This is a genomic window from Shigella sp. SIG3, assembly GCF_053555855.1.
Map to the genome: position 1 here is coordinate 1 of NZ_JBQZXE010000065.1, position 21,244 is coordinate 21,244.

Below are 21,244 nucleotides of genomic sequence, written 5' to 3' on the forward strand. Positions count from 1 at the left end.
AATGGTTTTATTAACTGCGTATGAGTTAAAACTTATTAGTGGTTCAGAAGATGGTTTGCCTCTTGTTTGATTTGTTGTAGTACGTTACGCACATGATTTATCTGATTAATTGCATCTTCTTTTTCTTTACGTAACCGCGCATCCAGTAAATGATTTTCTGGTAGGGGTGTTTCACTCATCTGGCGATAAGGGATCCACGGATTATCATCTTCGTCTTCAAAGCGGAACGCCGGCGCATAGTAATCAACCTCTTCTTCCAGACCATATGCCGTCACCTGCGGCTCATCATCACCAAGGCAGATAAGGTGCGTTAATAACGCTTTGAATGGCATATCACCCTGACCTGAAATACAGGCTTTATGACCCAGGCCACCCTGTTCTTTAACGATCAAGGCATCTTTAATATGGACCTGGGTAATATGCGGTGCCATCGTTTTTAAGGCGTCGATGGGATGCTCATTTGCATTGATCATGTTAGCAAAATCAAACAGTAAGGAAAGAGACTCCATCTCACTTTCTTTGACCAGCGACACCAGCTCATGACTTTTTAAATCTTCATGCTGCTCAATCGTAAAAGTCAGGCCGCTGTCCTGATACGTTTCCCGTACATAGGCAATGTCGTTAGCGATAATCGATAATACGTCGCGCAAATTACCTTCATAACGTGGATAAAAACGTACGGACGTTGCCCCAGTTTTCAACGCGATGGCGACGGCTTCGTCAATAGATGCCTTATCTGAAGCGCTGGTTTCAATATGAATATCAAGGTTCAGACGGCGGGCTTTATCCCCAAAGGCAGAGAGTTCTTTATCGTCCATATTACCAAGAGAAAAACGCTCGCCATCCAGAACATGGATTTTGACGCCACGTAGATTATTTTCACTTGCGATATCAAGTAAATCAGCAGGCAACACTCTTTCCAGCCGCATATTTAAATGAAAGGCATAAGCATGTAAATAAAGAGGAAGAGTGTCGACACGTTGTAGAATCTTTCTTGCGTTATTTATTGTCACCATAAAACACCTACAGATTAATGATGAGGTCTACGGCCTCAAATCGCCAATATTCAATATCTATCTGGACAATATTGCCTTGCTGGTCGGCGCGATGCTTTTCAATTAAGATCGCTGGCATACCCGCAGAACCGCCAAGATACTTGCTGATATCGCCCGGCATTCTGACGGGTTTGAAAATCAATTTTTTTACTACCGTCTCTTTTTGGTAGCACTTTTCCCAGACTGCAGAAAATGAGTGGTTTTCAAGTTGTTCAATAAAACCCGGAGCAACTTCAGGATTAATATATGTTTCGTGATAGAAAACTTTATGTCCTTCCAGCGCCCCCCAGCCGGTGATGCGATAGAGTTCAGTTGATGGCGTCACTGCAATCAGTGGCGCGAGCGTCTCGGGAATATCGCTGGTACGGTTTTTCTCGGTAAACCCCCAAGAAGGCTCTCGCCCTTGCTCAATTGCGGCCCGCTGAAAGCTCGCCGACAGCTCCGGACTGTAATTAAATCGCGGCTGGGTCACGAACCACCCCTTACGATCCTTACGGAAGATTTTGGATTCTGCCTCGAGGTTCAACAACGCCTGGCGCAGCGTCATACGTTTAATGCCCAGCAGTTCTCCCAGCTCTCTTTCTGAAGGGAGTTTTCCACCCGGCGTGGTGATGCCATCTTTCAACCACCGATCCAGTTTCTCTTTTGCATTTTCTACGGTGGATTGATTCTCCGCCATTGTTTAATCCTTTTGGTTTAAACCAGATGAAGCATCTTACGCTTACGCCAAAAAAGAAAGCAATTAACGGTGTATGACTTTGCAGATAATTGTGACAAAGCTCTCTATTGACGTAATCACAGACTTATAAGGGAGATACTCGCATTGGTGTGCGCTCACGACAGGTAAAAAAAACCTGCCATCGCTGGCAGGTTTTTTATGACTAAAAAACGAAATTAATCGTCTTTCGGTGCGCGGTTGGCGCGGCGACGATCGTTTTCCGTCAGGTGACGTTTACGAATACGGATAGAGGTCGGAGTCACTTCTACCAGTTCGTCATCATCGATGAACTCCAGAGCTTGTTCCAGAGTCATGCGGATAGGCGGAACCAGAACAACAGCTTCGTCAGTACCGGAAGCACGCATGTTGGTCAGTTTCTTACCGGTCAGGCAGTTTACAGTCAGGTCGTTAGAGCGGCTATGAATACCGATAATCTGACCTTCGTAAACTTCTGCACCGTGACCGAGGAACAGCTTACCGCGATCCTGCAGACCGAACAGCGCGAACGCGACAGCTTTACCCTGACCGTTAGAGATCAGTACACCGTTCTGACGCTGACCCACTTCGCCCGGACGTACGTCGTCGTAGTGGCTGAAGGTGGAGTACAGCAGACCAGTACCGGAAGTCATGGTCATGAACTCAGAACGGAAGCCAATCAGACCACGGCTTGGGATCACGTAGTCGAGACGTACGCGGCCTTTACCGTCTGGATTCATGTTTTTCAGGTCGCCTTTACGTTCGCCCAGCGCCTGCATCACAGAACCCTGATGCTGTTCTTCAACGTCCAGCGTCACGTTTTCATACGGCTCTTGTTTACGACCGTCGATTTCACGGAAGATTACTTTCGGACGGGATACCGCCAGTTCGAAACCTTCACGACGCATGTTTTCGATAAGAACAGAGAGGTGCAGTTCACCACGACCAGAAACGCGGAACGCATCGGCGTCTTCGGTTTCTTCTACGCGCAGCGCAACGTTGTGTACCAGTTCTTTGTTCAGACGATCGAGGATCTGACGAGACGTTACGAACTTACCTTCTTTACCGCAGAACGGCGAGGTGTTAACGCAGAAGAACATAGAAACGGTCGGCTCATCAACGGAGAGTGCCGGCAGCGCTTCAACGTTTTGCGTGTCGCAAACGGTGTCAGAAATGTTCAGTTCGCCCAGGCCCGTGATCGCCACGATATCGCCAGCTTCCGCCAGATCGGTTTCGATACGTTCCAGACCGAGGTGGCCCAGCACTTTACCGACTTTCGCGTTACGGGTTTTGCCTTCGCTATCGATGATAGTAACCTGCTGGTTCGGCTTCACTTTACCACGCTTGATGCGGCCAATGCCGATAACGCCAACATAGCTGTTGTAATCGAGCTGAGAAATCTGCATCTGGAACGGACCGTCAAGGTCAACGTCCGGCGCAGGAACGTGGTCAACAATCGCCTGATACAGCGGGGTCATGTCTTCCGCCATATCTTCGTGGTCCAGACCCGCGATACCGTTCAGCGCAGAAGCGTAAACGATCGGGAAGTCCAGCTGCTCGTCGGTCGCGTCGAGGTTAACGAACAGATCGAATACCTGATCCACAACCCAATCAGGACGCGCGCCAGGGCGGTCAACTTTGTTGATAACAACAATCGGCTTCAGGCCGTAAGCAAACGCTTTTTTGGTTACGAAGCGCGTTTGCGGCATCGGGCCGTCAAATGCGTCAACCACCAGCAGCACTGAGTCTACCATGGACATTACACGTTCAACTTCACCACCGAAGTCGGCGTGCCCCGGGGTATCAACGATGTTGATACGGTAATCATTCCATTTGATAGCGGTGTTTTTCGCGAGGATGGTAATCCCACGCTCTTTCTCCAAATCGTTGGAGTCCATCACGCGCTCTTGGGTTTCGGCACGAGAGTCGAACGTACCGGATTGTTGGAGCAGCTTGTCTACCAAGGTGGTTTTACCATGGTCTACGTGCGCGATGATGGCGATATTACGCAATTTTTCGATCACAACTTTGCCTCAGGCATTAGAAATAGCGCGTTATTGTACACGGATTAATCGCACTACAAAACAGGATCACAAACATCCTCCGCAAACAAGTATTGCAGAGTCCCTTTGTGATCGCTTTCACGGAGCATAAAAAGGGTTATCCAAAGGTCATTGCACCAATATGGTGCTTAATGTTTCCATTGAAGCACTATATTGGTGCAACATTCACATCATGGTGCAGCCCTTTTGCACGATGTTAAGCATGATAACGCCTTTTAGGGGCAATTTAAAAGTTGGCACAGATTTCGCTTTATCTTTTTTACGGCGACACGGCCAAAATAATTGCAGATTTCGTTACCACGACGACAATGACCAATCCAGGAGAGTTAAAGTATGTCCGCTGAACACGTACTGACGATGCTGAACGAGCACGAAGTGAAGTTTGTTGATTTGCGCTTCACCGATACCAAAGGTAAAGAACAACACGTCACTATCCCTGCTCATCAGGTGAATGCTGAATTCTTCGAAGAAGGCAAAATGTTTGACGGCTCCTCGATTGGCGGCTGGAAAGGCATTAACGAATCCGACATGGTGCTGATGCCAGACGCATCCACCGCAGTGATTGACCCGTTCTTCGCCGACTCCACCCTGATTATCCGTTGCGACATCCTTGAACCTGGCACCCTGCAAGGCTATGACCGTGACCCGCGCTCTATTGCGAAGCGCGCCGAAGATTACCTGCGTTCCACTGGCATTGCCGACACCGTACTGTTCGGGCCAGAACCTGAATTCTTCCTGTTCGATGACATCCGTTTCGGATCATCTATCTCCGGTTCCCACGTTGCTATCGACGATATCGAAGGCGCATGGAACTCCTCCACCCAATACGAAGGTGGTAACAAAGGTCACCGTCCGGCAGTGAAAGGCGGTTACTTCCCGGTTCCGCCGGTAGACTCTGCTCAGGATATTCGTTCTGAAATGTGTCTGGTGATGGAACAGATGGGTCTGGTGGTTGAAGCCCATCACCACGAAGTAGCGACTGCTGGTCAGAACGAAGTGGCTACCCGCTTCAATACCATGACCAAAAAAGCTGACGAAATTCAGATCTACAAATATGTCGTGCATAACGTAGCGCACCGCTTCGGTAAAACCGCGACCTTTATGCCAAAACCGATGTTCGGTGATAACGGCTCCGGTATGCACTGCCACATGTCTCTGTCTAAAAACGGCGTTAACCTGTTCGCAGGCGACAAATACGCAGGTCTGTCTGAGCAGGCGCTGTACTACATTGGCGGCGTAATCAAACACGCTAAAGCGATTAACGCCCTGGCAAACCCGACCACCAACTCTTATAAGCGTCTGGTCCCGGGCTACGAAGCACCGGTAATGCTGGCTTACTCTGCGCGTAACCGTTCTGCGTCTATCCGTATTCCGGTGGTTTCTTCTCCGAAAGCACGTCGTATCGAAGTACGTTTCCCGGATCCGGCAGCTAACCCGTACCTGTGCTTTGCTGCCCTGCTGATGGCCGGTCTTGATGGTATCAAGAACAAGATCCATCCGGGCGAAGCCATGGACAAAAACCTGTATGACCTGCCGCCAGAAGAAGCGAAAGAGATCCCACAGGTTGCAGGCTCTCTGGAAGAAGCACTGAACGAACTGGATCTGGACCGCGAGTTCCTGAAAGCCGGTGGCGTGTTCACGGATGAAGCGATCGATGCGTACATCGCTCTGCGTCGCGAAGAAGATGACCGCGTGCGTATGACTCCGCATCCGGTAGAGTTTGAGCTGTACTACAGCGTCTAATAGTTGAAGTTGTACTACCCGGCGCACAACGCCGGGATTTAGTTGCCGTGGAAACTTTCAGCCCATCTCTGCATGGGCTTTTTTCTCCGTCAATTCTCTGATGCTTCGCGCTTTTTATCCGTAAAAAGCTATAATGCACTAAAATGGTGCAACCTGTTCAGGAGACTGCTTTATGGCAACAGGCACGCAGCCCGATGCTGGGCAGATCCTCAACTCGCTGATTAACAGTATTTTGTTAATTGATGACAATCTGGCGATCCATTACGCCAACCCCGCCGCGCAACAACTGCTCGCCCAAAGCTCCCGCAAATTGTTTGGTACGCCGTTACCGGAACTGTTGAGCTACTTCTCATTAAATATCGAGCTGATGCAAGAAAGTCTGGAGGCGGGGCAAGGCTTTACCGATAACGAAGTGACGCTGGTCATCGATGGTCGCTCGCATATCCTTTCTGTGACGGCCCAGCGTATGCCGGACGGCATGATCCTGCTGGAGATGGCACCGATGGATAACCAGCGCCGCTTAAGCCAGGAACAACTACAACATGCTCAACAAGTAGCTGCCCGTGATTTAGTGCGCGGCCTGGCACATGAGATTAAAAATCCGCTTGGCGGTTTACGTGGCGCGGCGCAGTTACTCAGCAAAGCGTTACCTGACCCATCACTACTCGAATATACCAAAGTGATTATCGAACAGGCGGACCGGCTGCGAAATTTGGTCGACCGTCTGTTGGGGCCGCAGCTGCCCGGTACGCGCGTTACCGAAAGTATTCACAAAGTGGCTGAACGCGTGGTAACGCTGGTGTCGATGGAACTGCCGGACAACGTGCGGTTGATTCGTGATTACGATCCCAGCCTGCCGGAACTGGCGCACGACCCGGATCAAATTGAACAGGTCTTGCTGAATATTGTGCGCAATGCGCTACAGGCGCTGGGGCCGGAAGGCGGTGAAATCATTCTGCGTACCCGCACCGCGTTTCAACTGACCTTACACGGCGAGCGCTACCGGCTGGCGGCGCGGATTGATGTGGAAGATAACGGGCCGGGCATTCCGCCTCATTTGCAGGATACGCTGTTTTACCCGATGGTCAGCGGCCGCGAAGGTGGCACCGGGCTTGGCTTATCCATCGCCCGTAATTTGATTGATCAGCATTCAGGCAAAATTGAATTTACCAGTTGGCCAGGTCATACCGAGTTCTCGGTTTACCTGCCTATCAGGAAATAAAGGTGACGTTTATGCAACGAGGGATAGTCTGGGTAGTCGATGACGATAGTTCCATCCGTTGGGTGCTTGAACGTGCGCTCGCTGGAGCGGGTTTAACCTGTACGACATTTGAGAACGGCGCGGAAGTACTGGAGGCGCTGGCGAGCAAAACGCCGGATGTGCTGCTTTCAGATATCCGTATGCCGGGAATGGACGGGCTGGCGCTGCTCAAGCAGATTAAACAGCGCCATCCAATGCTTCCGGTCATCATTATGACCGCACATTCCGATCTGGATGCTGCCGTCAGCGCCTATCAACAAGGGGCGTTTGATTATCTGCCCAAACCGTTTGATATCGACGAAGCAGTGGCGCTGGTTGAGCGCGCTATCAGTCATTACCAGGAACAGCAGCAGCCGCGTAATATTCAGCTTAACGGCCCAACGACCGATATCATCGGCGAAGCGCAAGCCATGCAGGACGTGTTCCGTATTATCGGTCGGCTTTCGCGTTCTTCTATTAGCGTGCTGATTAACGGCGAATCCGGCACCGGTAAAGAACTGGTCGCTCATGCCCTGCATCGCCACAGTCCGCGCACCAAAGCGCCGTTTATCGCGCTGAATATGGCAGCTATCCCAAAAGATTTGATCGAATCAGAACTGTTTGGCCACGAGAAAGGCGCGTTTACTGGCGCGAATACCATTCGTCAGGGGCGTTTTGAACAGGCCGATGGCGGCACGTTATTTCTCGACGAAATTGGAGATATGCCGCTGGATGTGCAGACGCGTTTGCTGCGCGTGCTGGCAGACGGTCAGTTTTATCGCGTTGGCGGCTATGCGCCGGTGAAAGTGGATGTGCGGATTATCGCTGCCACTCACCAGAATCTTGAACAGCGGGTGCAGGAAGGTAAGTTCCGTGAGGATCTGTTCCACCGCCTGAACGTTATCCGCGTTCATCTGCCGCCGCTGCGCGAACGTCGGGAAGATATTCCCCGTCTGGCGCGCCATTTTTTACAGGTTGCCGCGCGCGAACTGGGCGTAGAAGCGAAGTTGCTGCATCCGGAAACCGAAGCTGCTCTGACGCGTCTGGCGTGGCCAGGCAACGTGCGCCAGCTGGAAAACACCTGCCGCTGGCTAACGGTGATGGCCGCCGGGCAGGAAGTGTTGATTCAGGATTTGCCCGGCGAACTGTTTGAATCAACGGTTGCGGAGAGTACTTCGCAAATGCAACCGGACAGTTGGGCGACACTTTTAGCGCAGTGGGCAGACAGAGCGCTGCGTTCCGGTCATCAAAATCTGCTTTCCGAAGCGCAGCCAGAGCTGGAGCGGACGTTACTGACGACCGCGTTGCGACATACGCAGGGGCATAAACAGGAAGCGGCGCGGCTACTCGGCTGGGGCCGCAACACTCTGACGCGTAAGTTAAAAGAGCTGGGGATGGAGTGATTCACGGCTTGTGTGTAAAGATTGATTATTGAGCGCAAATTGCTGGTATTTTGCGCTTTACTGTTCCGATAAGTTCAGTATGATCTTGCCCGGAAAACGGGGAGAGTCATTATGCTGGAATCAATAATTAATCTGGTATCGAGTGGCGCAGTTGACAGCCACACACCGCAAACTGCCGTTGCTGCCGTGCTGTGTGCCGCGATGATTGGGCTGTTTAGCTGAAGCTCGTTGTTTATGCCGGATGCGGAGAAAGTCGTAGGCCTGATAAGACGCGACCAGCGTCGCATCAGGCATCATGCTCAGATGCCTGATGCGGCGTAAACGCCTTATCCGGCCTACAAAAGCAATAATTTCAACAGGTTTTGTTGCCCAGCGCATCAGGCAATCTTGTTCTCAGCACATTGATGGCGCTTTCGTTTTCTACTTTGTAAACGAAGCGCCATTCACTCTTTAAATCACCCGTGAGAACTGCTGCATCCGCGCTTTCTGGCGCAGATAGGTATCAAAGCACATGCAAATGTTGCGGATCAGCAAGCGACCTTTCGCCGTCACCTGTATTCCCTTCTCATCCACATCCACCAGCCCATCTTTTGCTAACGGGGCGAGCAGCTTGAGATCTTCCGCAAAGTAATCAGCGAAGTGCAAATCCCACTGTTTCTCAAGAGGGGCGTAATCCAGACGGAAGTTGCAGATGAGCGACTTAATCACATCGCGGCGAATACAGTCATCACGCGTTAGCGCAATACCACGCCACAGCGCATTGCCTTGTTCATCCACTTGCTGATAGTACTGCTTCAACTCTTTCTGGTTCTGCGCGTAGCAGTCGCCAATCATGCTGATGGCGGAAACGCCCATCCCCAGCAGATCGGTATCGCCCTGAGTGGTGTAGCCCTGGAAGTTACGATGCAGCACGCCTTCACGCTGGGCCACCGCCAGCTCGTCATCAGGACGGGCAAAGTGATCCATACCGATAAACTGATAGCCCGATTGCGTCAGGAAGGCGATGGTTTCCTGCAGGATATCGAGTTTTTGCTGCGGACTCGGCAGGTCAGCATCTTTGATTTTGCGCTGAGCAGCAAAAATGGTCGGCAGATGCGCGTAGTTAAAAACGCTCAGACGATCGGGGTTCAGCTCCGCCACACGTTTCAGGGTAAAGGCGAAACTCTCCGGCGTCTGTTTCGGCAGGCCGTAAATCAGGTCGATGTTGGTGGAGGTAAAACCAATCTCACGCGCATGGTTAAGCAGTGCAAAGATGAACTCTTCATCCTGCTCGCGGTTAACCAGACGTTGCACTTCTTTGTTGAAGTCCTGCACGCCCATGCTCAGGCGATTAAAGCCTTCGGCGCGTAAATGATCGAGTACATCCAGTTCGATTTCCCGCGGATCGACTTCGATCGAAATCTCCGCATCGGTATTGAAATGGAAGTTTTCGCGCAGCAGCTTCATCAGACGGCTGATTTGCGCTTTATTCAGATACGTCGGCGTTCCGCCGCCCCAGTGCAATTGGCTGACGTGACGCCCGGCGAACAGCGGTGCACGATGGACGATTTCTTGCTCCAGCGCGTCCAGATACTGATCGGCCTTGTGCTGCTGGCGAGTAACAATCTTATTGCAACCGCAGAAGTAACAAAGCTTATGGCAGAACGGGATATGTACGTAGAGAGATAATGGACGCTCAGGATAGCGCGCCACGGCTTGTAAAAACGCCTGTTCGCCGAAGTCTTCTGAAAACTCCAGCGCGGTCGGGTACGAGGTGTATCGTGGCCCGGAATAGTTATATTTCTGGATCAGGGCCAGATCCCAGTCGATTTGCTGTACAGACATGCTCACTCCTTCCGATGGCGTCTCTGGCGGCTACGGCGTACCGGCGGATGCCCGTTTCGGGTCATCAGCCGGTTGCGCAGCCACTTTTGTCGCCGCGACAACCGCTGTAGTTTAACGAATAACCACACCAGATAACATATAACCGGAAGGGTTATCAGCAGAACGGGAAGGCCCACGGCGGCAATCCGTTAGTTGCCCCGCAGCAGACGCATCATGTCTTCTTGCTTCTCGTCTTCTTCCTCTTCTTCGTCATCGTCATAAGAGAGGCCGAGTTTCTGCATCAACTCATCAATACGATCCAGTTTAGCATCCACCCAGGATTGCTCTTCGGCGCTCAGGGTTTCGCCTGCTTCCAGACGTTCCAGCAGCGCATCCAGACGCTCATCCGTTTCCAGTAATTCCAACTCCGCCTGCGGTGAAAGCATAGGTTTCTCACTCTTCGGTTTGTGCTGTTTGGTGACTTTTTCAGTCACTCCCAATGGAATAGGGGTTTTACTGCCAATACGTGGATCTTTTGGTGCGTTCTGGCCTTTGCTGCCTGACGTGGTGTTTCCGCCCGCTGCGCGGCTGCCCGGCGCATGACCACGACGTTTTTTCTGACGCTTACGGTCACGAGCTTCCTGATCCAGCTCCTCGCGTGTTTTTCGACGCGCTTTTGCATGACCTTTGCTGCGTGAGTTTGAAGATGATGGTTTCATAATGGTTCGTCTTTTAGCCGTTTTATTCAGTATAGATTTGCGGCGGAATCTAACAGAAAGCAAGCAAAGAAAAAAGGCGACAGATTACTCTGTCGCCTTTTTTCCTGACTCATAACCCTTAACGGGTCTTACAATCCTTGCAGGCCGCCAACACACCCTGTTTTTCCATTAGCCGGAACAATCCGTGTTGATTCCATTTCCGTTTAATTACGTCTCCGGACGTTTGTCTTCCTGACAATCCTCTGTCTTCGCCTCCTGGCGCTCCTGACCCTCATCCTGAGTCATTGTTCCTGTTAGCGTCCTCGCTCTATGGGTGCTACTTTACGCCTTTGCTTTAAACAAACAATCAACCGCCATCAGTATTTGCACATTTTCAGAGTTTTATATAAAAGCAATTCACTGATTTATATAGCTTATTTGACATGCATCGCAGAATTTTCTCTGCTATTTCGCATAAAGACTATCGGCAATGTCTCACAAAGCGTATGGCTTTTACTTACAACGCTCACGCCGAAAAATCCGCCTTTTATTATGGTTCAGGTATAATCGCCACAAAGCTTTGACTGACGGAGACGACCGCTTTGACTAATTTGAATTATCAACAGACGCATTTTGTGATGAGTGCGCCTGATATTCGCCACCTACCTTCCGATACCGGAATTGAAGTGGCTTTTGCAGGCCGTTCCAACGCAGGTAAATCCAGCGCGCTGAACACGCTGACTAACCAGAAAAGCCTGGCTCGTACCTCAAAAACCCCAGGGCGCACCCAGCTTATCAACCTGTTTGAAGTGGCTGACGGCAAGCGTCTGGTTGACTTGCCTGGGTACGGTTATGCGGAAGTCCCGGAAGAGATGAAGCGCAAATGGCAGCGTGCGCTCGGCGAATACCTCGAAAAACGTCAGAGCCTGCAAGGTCTGGTGGTGCTAATGGATATTCGCCATCCGCTGAAAGATTTGGATCAGCAGATGATTGAGTGGGCGGTAGACAGCAATATCGCCGTTCTGGTGCTGCTGACCAAAGCGGACAAACTGGCAAGCGGCGCACGTAAAGCGCTATTGAATATGGTGCGTGAAGCTGTACTGGCGTTTAACGGTGATGTGCAGGTTGAAACGTTTTCTTCGTTGAAGAAACAAGGCGTAGACAAGCTGCGGCAGAAACTGGATACCTGGTTTAGCGAGATGCAGCCTGTAGAAGAAACGCAGGACGGCGAATAATTTTCTTGCCTTAATGCTTGTGCCGGATGTGGCGTATCCGGCCCGTAAATTCAATAGATTACAATTCTACCGTTGGCCTGATAAACATAGCGCATCAGGCATTACGGATCTTTTCTTTCGCCCAATAAAAAACGCCCCAGTCATTACTGACTGGGGCGGCTAAAATATTCAGCCAAATCCGATTACGTGAAGTAAAAGGTCTGAAAGATAGAACATCTTACCTCTGTACCCTACGCGACTAACTTTACTCTTTTTTGTTCAGTTCAGAAAGCACTTTTTGTAATTTTTTTTCAGTTGTTGCATAGGAATTTCTAATAGCCATCACAAAACGTGACAGCTTATGTTGCTTACTTACGAAAAAAGGGCATGTTCAGGCGAATCTTAGTGCGCCTGATCCCAGTTTTCGCCACTCCCCACTTCCACCAGCAACGGCACATCCAGACGGGTACAGTTTTCCATCAGTTGATGAATCTGCTTCGCGACGGCATCAACATCATCTTTATGAACTTCAAATACCAGTTCATCGTGTACCTGCATGATCATACGTACACGCGGTTGCTCAGCCTGTAACCACGCATCAACGGCAATCATCGCCCGTTTGATAATGTCGGCGGCGGTTCCCTGCATTGGCGCGTTAATGGCTGCACGTTCAGCCGCTGCACGACGAGCACCATTGCTGGATTTGATATCCGGCAGATACAGACGGCGTCCGTCCAGCGTTTCAACGTAGCCCAGCTCTTTCGCCTGAGCACGGGTGCGTTCCATATACTCCAGCACGCCAGGGTAGCGTTCGAAGTAAAGGTCCATGTACTTCTGCGCTTCTTTACGTGGAATGTTCAATTGCCGCGCCAGACCGAAAGCACTCATGCCATAAATCAGACCAAAGTTGATCGCTTTCGCGCTACGGCGTTGCTCGCTGGTGACGGTTTCCAGTGGCAAACCAAACACTTCTGCCGCCGTTGCCCGGTGGATATCTTTTCCTTCCGCGAATGCGGTCAGCAAGCCTTTATCACGCGAGAGATGCGCCATAATGCGCAGTTCAATCTGCGAGTAGTCCGCTGAGACAATCACATAATCCTCTGGCGCAATAAACGCCTGGCGGATACGACGACCTTCTTCGTTACGCACCGGAATGTTTTGCAGGTTAGGATCGGTTGACGATAAACGTCCCGTTGCAGTTACTGCCTGGTGATAAGAGGTATGCACACGCCCGGTTTTCGGGTTGATCATCAGCGGCAGCTTGTCGGTGTAAGTCGACTTCAGCTTCGCCAGACCACGATACTCCAGAATCACTTTTGGCAACGGATAGTCCAGCGCCAGTTCTTCCAGTACCTCTTCCGACGTTGACGGCGCGCCACCCGGCGTTTTCTTCAGCGGTTTAATACCCTGTTTTTCAAACAGAATGGTTTGCAACTGCTTGGTGGAAGAAAGGTTAAATTCTTCACCTGCAATTTCATGCGCTTTCTTTTCCAGCTCAGCCAGACGCAAGGTGAGCTCTTCAGAATGATTGTGCAGCACTTTCGGATCGATCTTCACACCGTTACGTTCAATGCGTGAAAGCACCGGCACCAGCGGCATTTCGATATTCTCGAAGACGTTCAACGGCCCTTTGTGTTTTTGCAGATCCGGCCACATTTTCAGATGCAACTGCAAGGTGACATCTGCATCTTCGGCGGCGTAACGTCCGGCCTCTTCGAGGGCAATCTGGTTAAAGGTCAGTTGATTTTTGCCTTTACCCGCAATCTCTTCAAAAGTGATGGTTTTGTGCTTCAACCAACGTTCCGCGAGGCTGTCCATATCGTGACGCCCGGCAACGCTATTGAGAATGTAGGACTCCAGCATGGTATCAAACGCAATCCCACGCAGTTCAATGCCGTAATTCGCCAGAATACCGCGATCGTATTTCAGGTTTTGCCCGACCTTCAGCGCCTTTTCATCTTCCAGCAGCGGTTTTAGCAACTCGAGTGCACGCTCGTGAGAGATTTGATCGGGCGCATCAAGATAATCATGAGCAACCGGAATATATGCCGCTACGCCTGGCTCGATAGCAAAAGAAAGCCCGACCAGGTTAGCAGAGATGTTATCAAGGCTGTCGGTTTCGGTATCAAATGCAAATACCGGCGCTTTTTCCAGCTTCGCAATCCACGCTTTCAGTGTTTCTTCATCAAGGATAGTGACGTAGTTGTCATAAGAAATCACCGTTGCCGTCACTTCTGGCGCTTCGTCTGCAACACTGGTTTCCTGCGGCTTCGCGGCTGGTTTTGCCCCTTTGGCCTGTAACCATTTGCCCGCTTCGACATCAGCAGTCCAGCGTTTGAACTCATACTTTTTGAACAGCCCCAACAACTCTTCCGCTGCCGGTTGCTGCACTTCCAGTTGTTCACAGGTCAGCTCCAGTTCAACATCGGTTTTAATCGTCGCCAACTGGTATGAGAGATAAGCAACTTCTTTGTTTTGCTCGAGCTTCGCTGCCATTGTTTTCGCGCCACGGAAGCTCAACCCAGCAATTTTTTCTGGCTCGGTATACAGCGTATCCAGCCCGCCAAGACCTTGCAGCAATGCCTGCGCGGTTTTTTCACCGACGCCCGGTACGCCAGGAATGTTATCAGAGGAGTCACCCATCAGCGCCAGGAAGTCGATGATCAATTCTGGCGGCACGCCGTACTTATTCACCACCTCTTCCGGTCCGAGGATGGTATTCGTCATGGTATTGATAAGCGTAATATTTGGCGTCACCAGCTGCGCCATATCTTTATCGCCAGTGCTAATCAGCACCGGACGCCCGGCTTTTTCGGCTTCGCGCGCCAGAGTACCGATAACGTCGTCCGCTTCTACGCCAGAAACCGCCAGCAGCGGCAGTCCCATCGCTTTAACCATCGCGTGCAGAGGTTCGATTTGTGCTCGCAGATCGTCCGGCATTGGCGGGCGATGTGATTTGTAATGTTCAAACAGTTCATCACGAAAGGTTTTTCCCTTGGCGTCAAAGACCACCGCTGCATGCGTCGGTTTATATTGCATGATCAGACTGCGCAGCATGTTGAGGACACCATACATCGCACCGGTCGGCTCGCCTGCGCTGTTAGTCAGCGGGGGAAACGCGTGATATGCGCGATAAAGATAAGATGAACCATCTACAAGGATAAGTGGATTTTGGGGGATCTGAACCATAATGTCCGTGCCTGTTTATCAGATTATGGGTAAAGGATGCCACAGACAGGATGAAAACATGAGTTTTTCACCGCTTTTCGTGAAAATCTTTTGTAGATCTGCTGGATCGCTCGCAAATCGTCATGTGGATAACTTTGTGCATAAATTATTTACATCGCTTTTAATTTATTATCATGCTTTTTACAGCATGATGTTTGTCTTTATTTTTCATGCAGTTAAAAATAAATCCATCCCTAATAATTGAGATAATGGGATTTTTTCTAATGTGGATAGATATGAATTATTTTTCTCCTTAAGGATCATCCGTTATTTGGGTCATTTTCTGCTAAAATCTGCGCCTTGCGCTTCTTTAGTGCACTGTCTATGGCTAACCTTTTGAATAAATTCATTATGACGAGAATACTCGCTGCGATAACCCTTTTGCTGAGTATCGTATTGACCATTTTGGTCACTATTTTTTGTTCCGTCCCGATCATCATTGCCGGGATTGTAAAACTATTGCTACCTGTGCCAGTCATTTGGCGAAAGGTTTCGCGTTTTTGTGATTTTATGATGTATTGCTGGTGTGAAGGTCTGGCGGTATTACTGCATCTGAACCCACACCTGCAATGGGAAGTTCACGGGCTGGAAGGGTTAAGTAAGAAGAACTGGTATCTGCTTATTTGTAACCACCGTAGTTGGGCAGATATTGTCGTACTGTGCGTGCTGTTTCGTAAGCACATTCCGATGAATAAATATTTCCTCAAGCAACAGCTGGCCTGGGTGCCATTTCTTGGCCTGGCGTGCTGGGCGCTGGATATGCCGTTTATGAAGCGTTATTCCCGCGCTTATTTATTACGTCATCCGGAGCGACGTGGTCAAGATGTTGAAACCACTCGGCGTTCTTGTGAAAAGTTTCGCCTGCATCCCACCACCATTGTCAATTTCGTTGAAGGCTCCCGTTTCACGCAAGAAAAACATCAGCAAACCCACTCCACTTTTCAAAACTTGTTGCCACCAAAGGCGGCAGGCATTGCGATGGCGCTAAATGTACTGGGTAAACAATTCGATAAACTGCTTAATGTTACGCTGTGTTATCCGGACAATAACCGTCAGCCGTTCTTCGATATGTTAAGCGGTAAACTGACGCGGATTGTCGTACATGTGGATTTACAGCCTATTGCCGATGAGTTACATGGCGACTACATCAATGACAAAAGCTTTAAGCGCCATTTTCAGCAATGGCTGAACTCATTGTGGCAGGAAAAAGACCGGCTTCTGACGTCTCTCATATCATCACAGCGTCAGAATAAGTAAGTTTTACTCGCCTCTGAATGAGCAGAGGCGAGTGAGTATTTTAATGAACAAAACGTCCGGCACGAGACATAAATTCTTCTTCGCTCATCTCCTGTCCGTTAAAAACAACTTTACCCGGTGTATAACGCAGCTGCAGCGAGGCGGTATTGTTGTCAATCGTGATTAACTGAAACATCTGACCTAATGTCATCATCCCGCTGATTTGTTTATCAGCCTGCTTTTGCGCTTTTTCCGCATCCATTCCTTCAGATAAATTAAGCTGTTTTGCGGTTTATGTGACGACATTAAGCGGTAACTTCACATCAAAATTGAGCGATTTGATATCTTTGTTTGTGGATGATGAAGATTTGGCTGGGTCGGCAATACTGATATCCAGATTGGCATTTAGTTCGCCGAGTGCGTTCTTCCATCTTACCGGTTGTTTAATGGTCGGCTCACTTTTTTGTAATAACGGTAAATACTCTTTGAACAATGCAGCATTCACTTCTTGCAGAGCAACTTCATCGTTTGCTAACTCAGGGTGTGCAGCAAGCTGCTTCTGCATCGCAATGTTATACTGGATGATAAATTGGCGCACTGCTGAGGGATCAATAGATTCAGCAATCAATGACCACTCACCACTACCGAGTTGCTGATTCCCTTTTGTTAACTTATCAAGTTCGTAGGTCAGATTGACATTGATATAATCTTTGTCTTTAACGCGATCCAGCCTGGTTTTTGCAACGAAAGCATCGATTTGGGCAACGTCTTCCCCGTGATTGATAATGTTAATCTGATTAAATTTCGACTCGCTTTCACCAACCGGAAATTTCTTTTCTTCTAATCGCGCCAGAGAATCAATGGTAAAACTTTTTGCCGTTACTTTGTTCATTGGTGATAATTGCAGAACAATATCTTCGACTTTGCCTTCAATATCCAGGTTAGACAATGAACTACCATCACCATTAAAAGTAAACTGGCCCTCACCAAAAGAAAACTTTCCATACTCTGCAGGGGCAACATCTAATGTCGTAGAGAATGAGCCACCAAACGCGAATCGCAATGTCGCTTCCACGGGCGATTTATTTTTCGCGGCGATAAATAGCGGTTGTGTCAGTTCATTATTCACTACGTTCACTTTTGCCGCTGCCAATGCTGGGATGACATTACCATGCATTAACATTGTGATGGGCAACGGACCGTGCTCAACATCCACATCAAATACAACTTTCTGGCCTGGCTTGATATTGAGATCGGGTGCACCGTTATCGAATGTCATTTGCATTTGAATACGGGAATTAAAAAAGCCTTTGTCAAAGTTTTTATAACTTAACGTCATATCGTAGGCATGTTCACCTTTCTTTTTCGCATCGTTAAAATCTTTAATAAACTTTTCGATACCAGGCTGAATTTGCGTACCTGTGTACCATGTGCCACCACCCCAGATTACGGCTAACGCAACAATAACACCTGTAGCTGACTTACGTATCATATAAATATTCCCTGATAAAACAGCAAAACTTTGAATATCCACTTATGCTGAAATAATGTCCAGCGGCAGGATGCATTATCAGAATGTATTTATATTTATTAAATAATAAAAAAAGCCCGTGAATATTCACGGGCTTTATGTAATTTACATTGAATTATTTTTTCTCGGACAGATATTTCACCGTATCAGCATACTGCTGAACAAAAACATCCATATTGCTGGTATCCATACCCTGCGGATTCAGCTGATATTTACCGTTAACAAACATCGCCGGAACACCACGCAATTGCACATCAGCTGCGGCTTTTTCCTGCTGAGCGACCAGAGATTTCACCACGAAGCTGTTCCACGCCGCGTCGTACTCTTCACCTTTAATACCTGCATTGATAAATACATCGCGGATATCAGATGCTGAACGAATGGTCTGGGTTTTCTGTACGCCTTCAAACAGCGGAACAGTCACTTTGTCTTCCACGCCCAGCGCCATCGCCACAGCCCATGCCTGAGTCAGATCTTTGCCCAGGTCACCACCCATGAAGTTGACGTGGTATTTAGTCATCTTCACGCCTTCCGGCAGTTTTTTCTTCACATTATCAGAAATATGCAGAACTTCTTCAAACTGATAGCAGTGCGGGCAGAAGAAAGAGAAAAACTCCAGCACTTGCGGCGCGCCAGCTACCGGTTTTTCCAGGGTAGTGTACTGTTTACCATCTTCATACTGCGCCGCCGATGCGCTAAACGCTAAAACTAAACCAGCCAGCGCCAGCCAAATCTTTTTCATGATCTACTCTCTCCGATTAATACATAGGTGTTAATTGCAAAGGGGGTTCTTGTAGAACTTTTGCCTGTTCTATAAAAGTCGCCGTCTGTCGTAGCCAGTAATCTTCCCCGGTTAACCACGGGAAATTTTTCGGGAACGCGGGATCAGCCCAATGCCGCATTAGCCAGGCAAGATAATAAACCAAACGCATGGCGCGTAAAGGTTCAATCAGTCCGATTTCAGCGGTGTCGAACTCGCTAAATTCTTCATAAGCTTCAATAATAGTTTCCAGTTGCATCCGCTGCTGGGCTTTATCGCCATTGAGCAACATCCACAAATCCTGAATAGCTGGACCATTACGTGCATCATCCAGATCAACAAACATTGGACCATCGCGCCAGAGAATATTCCCGGCGTGGCAGTCTCCATGTAGCCGCAGAACGGTGAAATCTTCCCGCCAGTGTGCTGTAACGGCGGCGATCAGCTCATCTGTCGCTTTCAGAAATGCCGCTTTCAACCCGGAAGGTATCAGTGTAGCGTCCTCAAACAGCTTGCGAGGCTCAATGAGATATTCATTCAGACCGATGGTCTGGCGATGAATAAAAAGCTGTTTGCGCCCCGTCTGGTGCATACGCCCTAAATAACGCCCAACCGCTTCCATCTGATCGATATTATCAGCTTCGAACTGGCGACCACCGACGCTTGGAAAAACAGCGAAATAAAATCCCTGATGATTCAATAAAGTCTGACCGTTAAAGGCCACAGGTGCTGCGACCGGAACTTCATCATTTACCAGCTGCAACGCAAATTGATGTTCTTCGAGAATTTGATCGGCTGTCCAACGTTCAGGGCGATAAAATTTGACGACAAAACGTCGACGCTCTTCGTCCTGAAATTGATAGACACGGTTTTCATAGCTGTTAAGCGGGGTAAGACCGGAATCCACCCGGATCCCTTGCTCAAACAGAGCGTCCATGATGGTATCCGGGTGTAGTGTCTGGAAAGTAAAAGCGCTGTTGTTCATCCCATCATCCGGAAAACATTACGAATGATGAAGGATATCATTTCACGATGATTTTGGTGGCGCCGCTTACAAGCTTTTACTCTTTAATTACGCCGCGAGCGCGTAACAGCGCCGTTTTGAAGTCTTCTTCATAATCTTTCTGCAAACCCGGGATCACCGCATCTTTCGCGGAATCACGCATTTTCAGGTGATAGATCAGAATGTCATCCGTCAAATCCGCCAGTTCGCCGTCAAAACCTGACTCTTTCGCCAGTTTCTGCAAAAATTGCAACAAGTTAAAGTCTGGCTCTTTTTGCCAGGCTGGCTGGAGGAGTTCAATAACTTCATTCAGACGTTTACATTTCATAGTAATGCTCCTTACTCTTGAGACAGACACGTTAGCAGGGTCAATCCCACAATAAAAGAGGCGATATCGGTGAATCTGATGACGACGATAACAGGCGTTGTGCTGGCAGGCGGTAAAGCCAGACGAATGGGCGGCGTAGATAAAGGATTGCTGGACTTAAATGGCAAACCGCTGTGGCAACATGTCGCTGACGCGCTTAAGACGCAGCTCTCTCACGTCGTGGTTAATGCTAATCGTCATCAGGAAATCTATCAGGCAGGCGGTCTGAAAGTGATTGAAGATTCACTGGCGGATTACCCAGGCCCTCTGGCAGGAATGCTTTCAGTAATGCAGCAGGAAGCTGGTGAGTGGTTTTTGTTTTGTCCGTGCGATACGCCTTACATTCCCCATGATTTAGCCGCCCGGCTTAATCATCAGCGCAAAGATGCGCCTGTCGTGTGGGTCCATGACGGTGAACGCGATCACCCGACTATTGCTCTGGTAAACCGCGCTATTGAGCCTTTATTACTGGAATATCTGCAAGCAGGAGAACGCCGGGTAATGGCATTTATGCGTCTGGCTGGCGGTCATGCGGTTGATTTCAGCGATCATAAAGATGCATTTGTTAACGTGAATACGCCAGAGGAGCTTGCCCGATGGCAGGAAAAACGATGATACCGTTACTCGCCTTTGCCGCGTGGAGTGGTACCGGAAAAACTACGCTTTTGAAAAAACTGATCCCGGCATTATGCGCCAGAGGGATCCGTCCGGGGCTGATTAAGCATACGCACCATGATATGGATGTTGATAAGCCAGGCAAAGATAGCTATGAGCTGCGCAAGGCTGGCGCGGCACAAACCATCGTTGCCAGCCAGCAACGATGGGCCTTGATGACGGAAACACCAGACGAAGAAGAGCTGGATCTACATTTTCTCGCAAGTCGAATGGATACCTCAAAGCTGGATTTGATTCTGGTCGAAGGGTTTAAGCATGAAGAGATCGCAAAGATTGTGCTGTTTCGCGATGCAGCCGGACATCGACCTGAAGAATTAGTGATAGACAGGCATGTTATTGCTGTAGCCAGTGATGTGCCGCTTAATCTTGATGTCGCATTACTGGATATTAATGATGTTGAGGGGCTGGCTGATTTTGTGGTGGAGTGGATGCAAAAGCAGAACGGATAAGCAAGAGTAGGCTGGATCAGACGCAGCCAGTGTCGCATCCGACCTTTTTCTGCACCAGCGCAAAAAGGCCCGACTGGGCCTT

At 49.3% G+C, this 21,244-nt stretch carries 18 protein-coding genes and 2 pseudogenes; 8 read left to right on the forward strand and 12 right to left on the reverse strand.

The genetic code is table 11. The annotated features are described in order from the left end of the window. Positions 1-35 precede the first annotated feature (35 nt). The 3 genes from ACUU1I_RS12665 to typA form a co-directional block, all read right to left on the reverse strand. Positions 36-1,016 (reverse strand): sugar phosphate isomerase/epimerase family protein, encoded by a 981-nt coding sequence (locus tag ACUU1I_RS12665; RefSeq protein ID WP_000256407.1) that lies wholly within the window; start codon positions 1,014-1,016, stop codon positions 36-38. Between the two features lie 7 nt (positions 1,017-1,023). After that, positions 1,024-1,734: a GntR family transcriptional regulator gene (locus ACUU1I_RS12670; RefSeq protein WP_000829798.1), complete on the reverse strand. Its 711-nt coding sequence runs from the start codon at positions 1,732-1,734 to the stop codon at positions 1,024-1,026. Positions 1,735-1,949: 215 nt separating this feature from the next. Continuing rightward, the gene (typA, locus tag ACUU1I_RS12675; RefSeq protein ID WP_000570668.1) at positions 1,950-3,773 is read right to left on the reverse strand and encodes a ribosome-dependent GTPase TypA; all 1,824 of its coding nucleotides are present in this window, start codon (positions 3,771-3,773) and stop codon (positions 1,950-1,952) included. A 372-nt stretch (positions 3,774-4,145) separates the two neighbouring features. On the opposite strand from typA, the gene glnA reads away from it, so the two are divergent. From glnA to ACUU1I_RS12695, 4 genes are all read left to right on the forward strand, one after another. After that, positions 4,146-5,555 (forward strand): glutamate--ammonia ligase, encoded by a 1,410-nt coding sequence (gene glnA / locus ACUU1I_RS12680; protein ID WP_001271717.1) that lies wholly within the window; start codon positions 4,146-4,148, stop codon positions 5,553-5,555. A 172-nt stretch (positions 5,556-5,727) separates the two neighbouring features. After that, positions 5,728-6,777 (forward strand): nitrogen regulation protein NR(II), encoded by a 1,050-nt coding sequence (gene glnL / locus ACUU1I_RS12685; protein ID WP_000190577.1) that lies wholly within the window; start codon positions 5,728-5,730, stop codon positions 6,775-6,777. 11 nt (positions 6,778-6,788) lie between these two features. Next, positions 6,789-8,198 carry a nitrogen regulation protein NR(I) gene (glnG, locus tag ACUU1I_RS12690; RefSeq protein WP_005052855.1) on the forward strand — a complete coding sequence of 470 codons (1,410 nt, stop codon included), beginning with the start codon at positions 6,789-6,791 and terminating at the stop codon, positions 8,196-8,198. Positions 8,199-8,309: 111 nt separating this feature from the next. Beyond that, entirely contained in the window at positions 8,310-8,420 is a 111-nt protein-coding gene (locus ACUU1I_RS12695) for a YshB family small membrane protein (protein WP_000893994.1), read from the forward strand. Positions 8,421-8,648: 228 nt separating this feature from the next. Here the strand turns inward: ACUU1I_RS12695 and hemN are convergent, their stop codons facing one another. From hemN to ACUU1I_RS12710, 3 genes and pseudogenes are all read right to left on the reverse strand, one after another. Beyond that, entirely contained in the window at positions 8,649-10,022 is a 1,374-nt protein-coding gene (hemN, locus tag ACUU1I_RS12700) for an oxygen-independent coproporphyrinogen III oxidase (RefSeq protein WP_000116078.1), read from the reverse strand. Between the two features lie 188 nt (positions 10,023-10,210). After that, a complete protein-coding gene (gene yihI / locus ACUU1I_RS12705; RefSeq protein ID WP_001295266.1) occupies positions 10,211-10,720 on the reverse strand; it encodes a Der GTPase-activating protein YihI in 510 nt (169 codons plus the stop codon). Between the two features lie 118 nt (positions 10,721-10,838). Then, positions 10,839-11,005, reverse strand: a pseudogene (locus ACUU1I_RS12710) (hypothetical protein). Between the two features lie 296 nt (positions 11,006-11,301). Here ACUU1I_RS12710 and yihA point away from each other — a divergent pair. Then, positions 11,302-11,934, forward strand: coding sequence for a ribosome biogenesis GTP-binding protein YihA/YsxC (yihA, locus tag ACUU1I_RS12715; RefSeq protein WP_000183342.1), 633 nt, complete (start codon positions 11,302-11,304; stop codon positions 11,932-11,934). 168 nt (positions 11,935-12,102) lie between these two features. Here yihA and ACUU1I_RS12720 read toward each other — a convergent pair whose 3' ends face one another. Both ACUU1I_RS12720 and polA read right to left on the reverse strand, forming a co-directional pair. Then, a complete protein-coding gene (locus ACUU1I_RS12720; RefSeq protein ID WP_071892919.1) occupies positions 12,103-12,150 on the reverse strand; it encodes a spot 42 RNA, inhibition of DNA synthesis in 48 nt (15 codons plus the stop codon). A gap of 165 nt (positions 12,151-12,315) precedes the next feature. Then, the gene (gene polA / locus ACUU1I_RS12725) at positions 12,316-15,102 is read right to left on the reverse strand and encodes a DNA polymerase I (protein ID WP_000250040.1); all 2,787 of its coding nucleotides are present in this window, start codon (positions 15,100-15,102) and stop codon (positions 12,316-12,318) included. A gap of 363 nt (positions 15,103-15,465) precedes the next feature. On the opposite strand from polA, the gene ACUU1I_RS12730 reads away from it, so the two are divergent. Further along, complete coding sequence (locus tag ACUU1I_RS12730) at positions 15,466-16,398, forward strand: acyltransferase (protein ID WP_024260658.1); 933 nt, start codon at positions 15,466-15,468, stop codon at positions 16,396-16,398. A 40-nt stretch (positions 16,399-16,438) separates the two neighbouring features. Here ACUU1I_RS12730 and ACUU1I_RS12735 read toward each other — a convergent pair. The 4 genes and pseudogenes from ACUU1I_RS12735 to ACUU1I_RS12750 all read right to left on the reverse strand — a co-directional run bounded on the left by ACUU1I_RS12735 (position 16,439) and on the right by ACUU1I_RS12750 (position 19,999). After that, positions 16,439-17,869: pseudogene (locus ACUU1I_RS12735) on the reverse strand (YdgA family protein). Between the two features lie 154 nt (positions 17,870-18,023). Further along, positions 18,024-18,650 (reverse strand): thiol:disulfide interchange protein DsbA, encoded by a 627-nt coding sequence (gene dsbA / locus ACUU1I_RS12740; RefSeq protein WP_000725337.1) that lies wholly within the window; start codon positions 18,648-18,650, stop codon positions 18,024-18,026. A 16-nt stretch (positions 18,651-18,666) separates the two neighbouring features. Continuing rightward, a complete protein-coding gene (srkA, locus tag ACUU1I_RS12745) occupies positions 18,667-19,653 on the reverse strand; it encodes a stress response kinase SrkA (RefSeq protein ID WP_001065535.1) in 987 nt (328 codons plus the stop codon). 76 nt (positions 19,654-19,729) lie between these two features. Then, positions 19,730-19,999, reverse strand: coding sequence for a YihD family protein (locus ACUU1I_RS12750; protein ID WP_005052859.1), 270 nt, complete (start codon positions 19,997-19,999; stop codon positions 19,730-19,732). A 69-nt stretch (positions 20,000-20,068) separates the two neighbouring features. Between ACUU1I_RS12750 and mobA the strand changes: the two genes are divergently transcribed. Beyond that, the gene (gene mobA, locus ACUU1I_RS12755; protein ID WP_001052156.1) at positions 20,069-20,653 is read left to right on the forward strand and encodes a molybdenum cofactor guanylyltransferase MobA; all 585 of its coding nucleotides are present in this window, start codon (positions 20,069-20,071) and stop codon (positions 20,651-20,653) included. Then, on the forward strand, positions 20,635-21,162 hold the full coding sequence (gene mobB / locus ACUU1I_RS12760; protein ID WP_000907612.1) for a molybdopterin-guanine dinucleotide biosynthesis protein MobB: 528 nt from the start codon (positions 20,635-20,637) through the stop codon (positions 21,160-21,162). Before mobA ends, mobB begins: the two co-directional genes overlap by 19 nt. The last annotated feature ends 82 nt before the right edge of the window (positions 21,163-21,244 follow it).

What these genes read in the sequence shown, in the direction of transcription:
- ACUU1I_RS12665 (WP_000256407.1), bottom strand. Translation starts at nt 1,016, where the DNA reads ATGGTGACAATAAATAACGCAAGAAAGATTCTACAACGTGTCGACACT.
- ACUU1I_RS12670 (WP_000829798.1), bottom strand. Translation starts at nt 1,734, where the DNA reads ATGGCGGAGAATCAATCCACCGTAGAAAATGCAAAAGAGAAACTGGAT.
- glnA (WP_001271717.1), top strand. Translation starts at nt 4,146, where the DNA reads ATGTCCGCTGAACACGTACTGACGATGCTGAACGAGCACGAAGTGAAG.
- glnL (WP_000190577.1), top strand. Translation starts at nt 5,728, where the DNA reads ATGGCAACAGGCACGCAGCCCGATGCTGGGCAGATCCTCAACTCGCTG.
- glnG (WP_005052855.1), top strand. Translation starts at nt 6,789, where the DNA reads ATGCAACGAGGGATAGTCTGGGTAGTCGATGACGATAGTTCCATCCGT.
- ACUU1I_RS12695 (WP_000893994.1), top strand. Translation starts at nt 8,310, where the DNA reads ATGCTGGAATCAATAATTAATCTGGTATCGAGTGGCGCAGTTGACAGC.
- hemN (WP_000116078.1), bottom strand. Translation starts at nt 10,022, where the DNA reads ATGTCTGTACAGCAAATCGACTGGGATCTGGCCCTGATCCAGAAATAT.
- yihI (WP_001295266.1), bottom strand. Translation starts at nt 10,720, where the DNA reads ATGAAACCATCATCTTCAAACTCACGCAGCAAAGGTCATGCAAAAGCG.
- polA (WP_000250040.1), bottom strand. Translation starts at nt 15,102, where the DNA reads ATGGTTCAGATCCCCCAAAATCCACTTATCCTTGTAGATGGTTCATCT.
- ACUU1I_RS12730 (WP_024260658.1), top strand. Translation starts at nt 15,466, where the DNA reads ATGGCTAACCTTTTGAATAAATTCATTATGACGAGAATACTCGCTGCG.
- dsbA (WP_000725337.1), bottom strand. Translation starts at nt 18,650, where the DNA reads ATGAAAAAGATTTGGCTGGCGCTGGCTGGTTTAGTTTTAGCGTTTAGC.
- srkA (WP_001065535.1), bottom strand. Translation starts at nt 19,653, where the DNA reads ATGAACAACAGCGCTTTTACTTTCCAGACACTACACCCGGATACCATC.
- ACUU1I_RS12750 (WP_005052859.1), bottom strand. Translation starts at nt 19,999, where the DNA reads ATGAAATGTAAACGTCTGAATGAAGTTATTGAACTCCTCCAGCCAGCC.
- mobB (WP_000907612.1), top strand. Translation starts at nt 20,635, where the DNA reads ATGGCAGGAAAAACGATGATACCGTTACTCGCCTTTGCCGCGTGGAGT.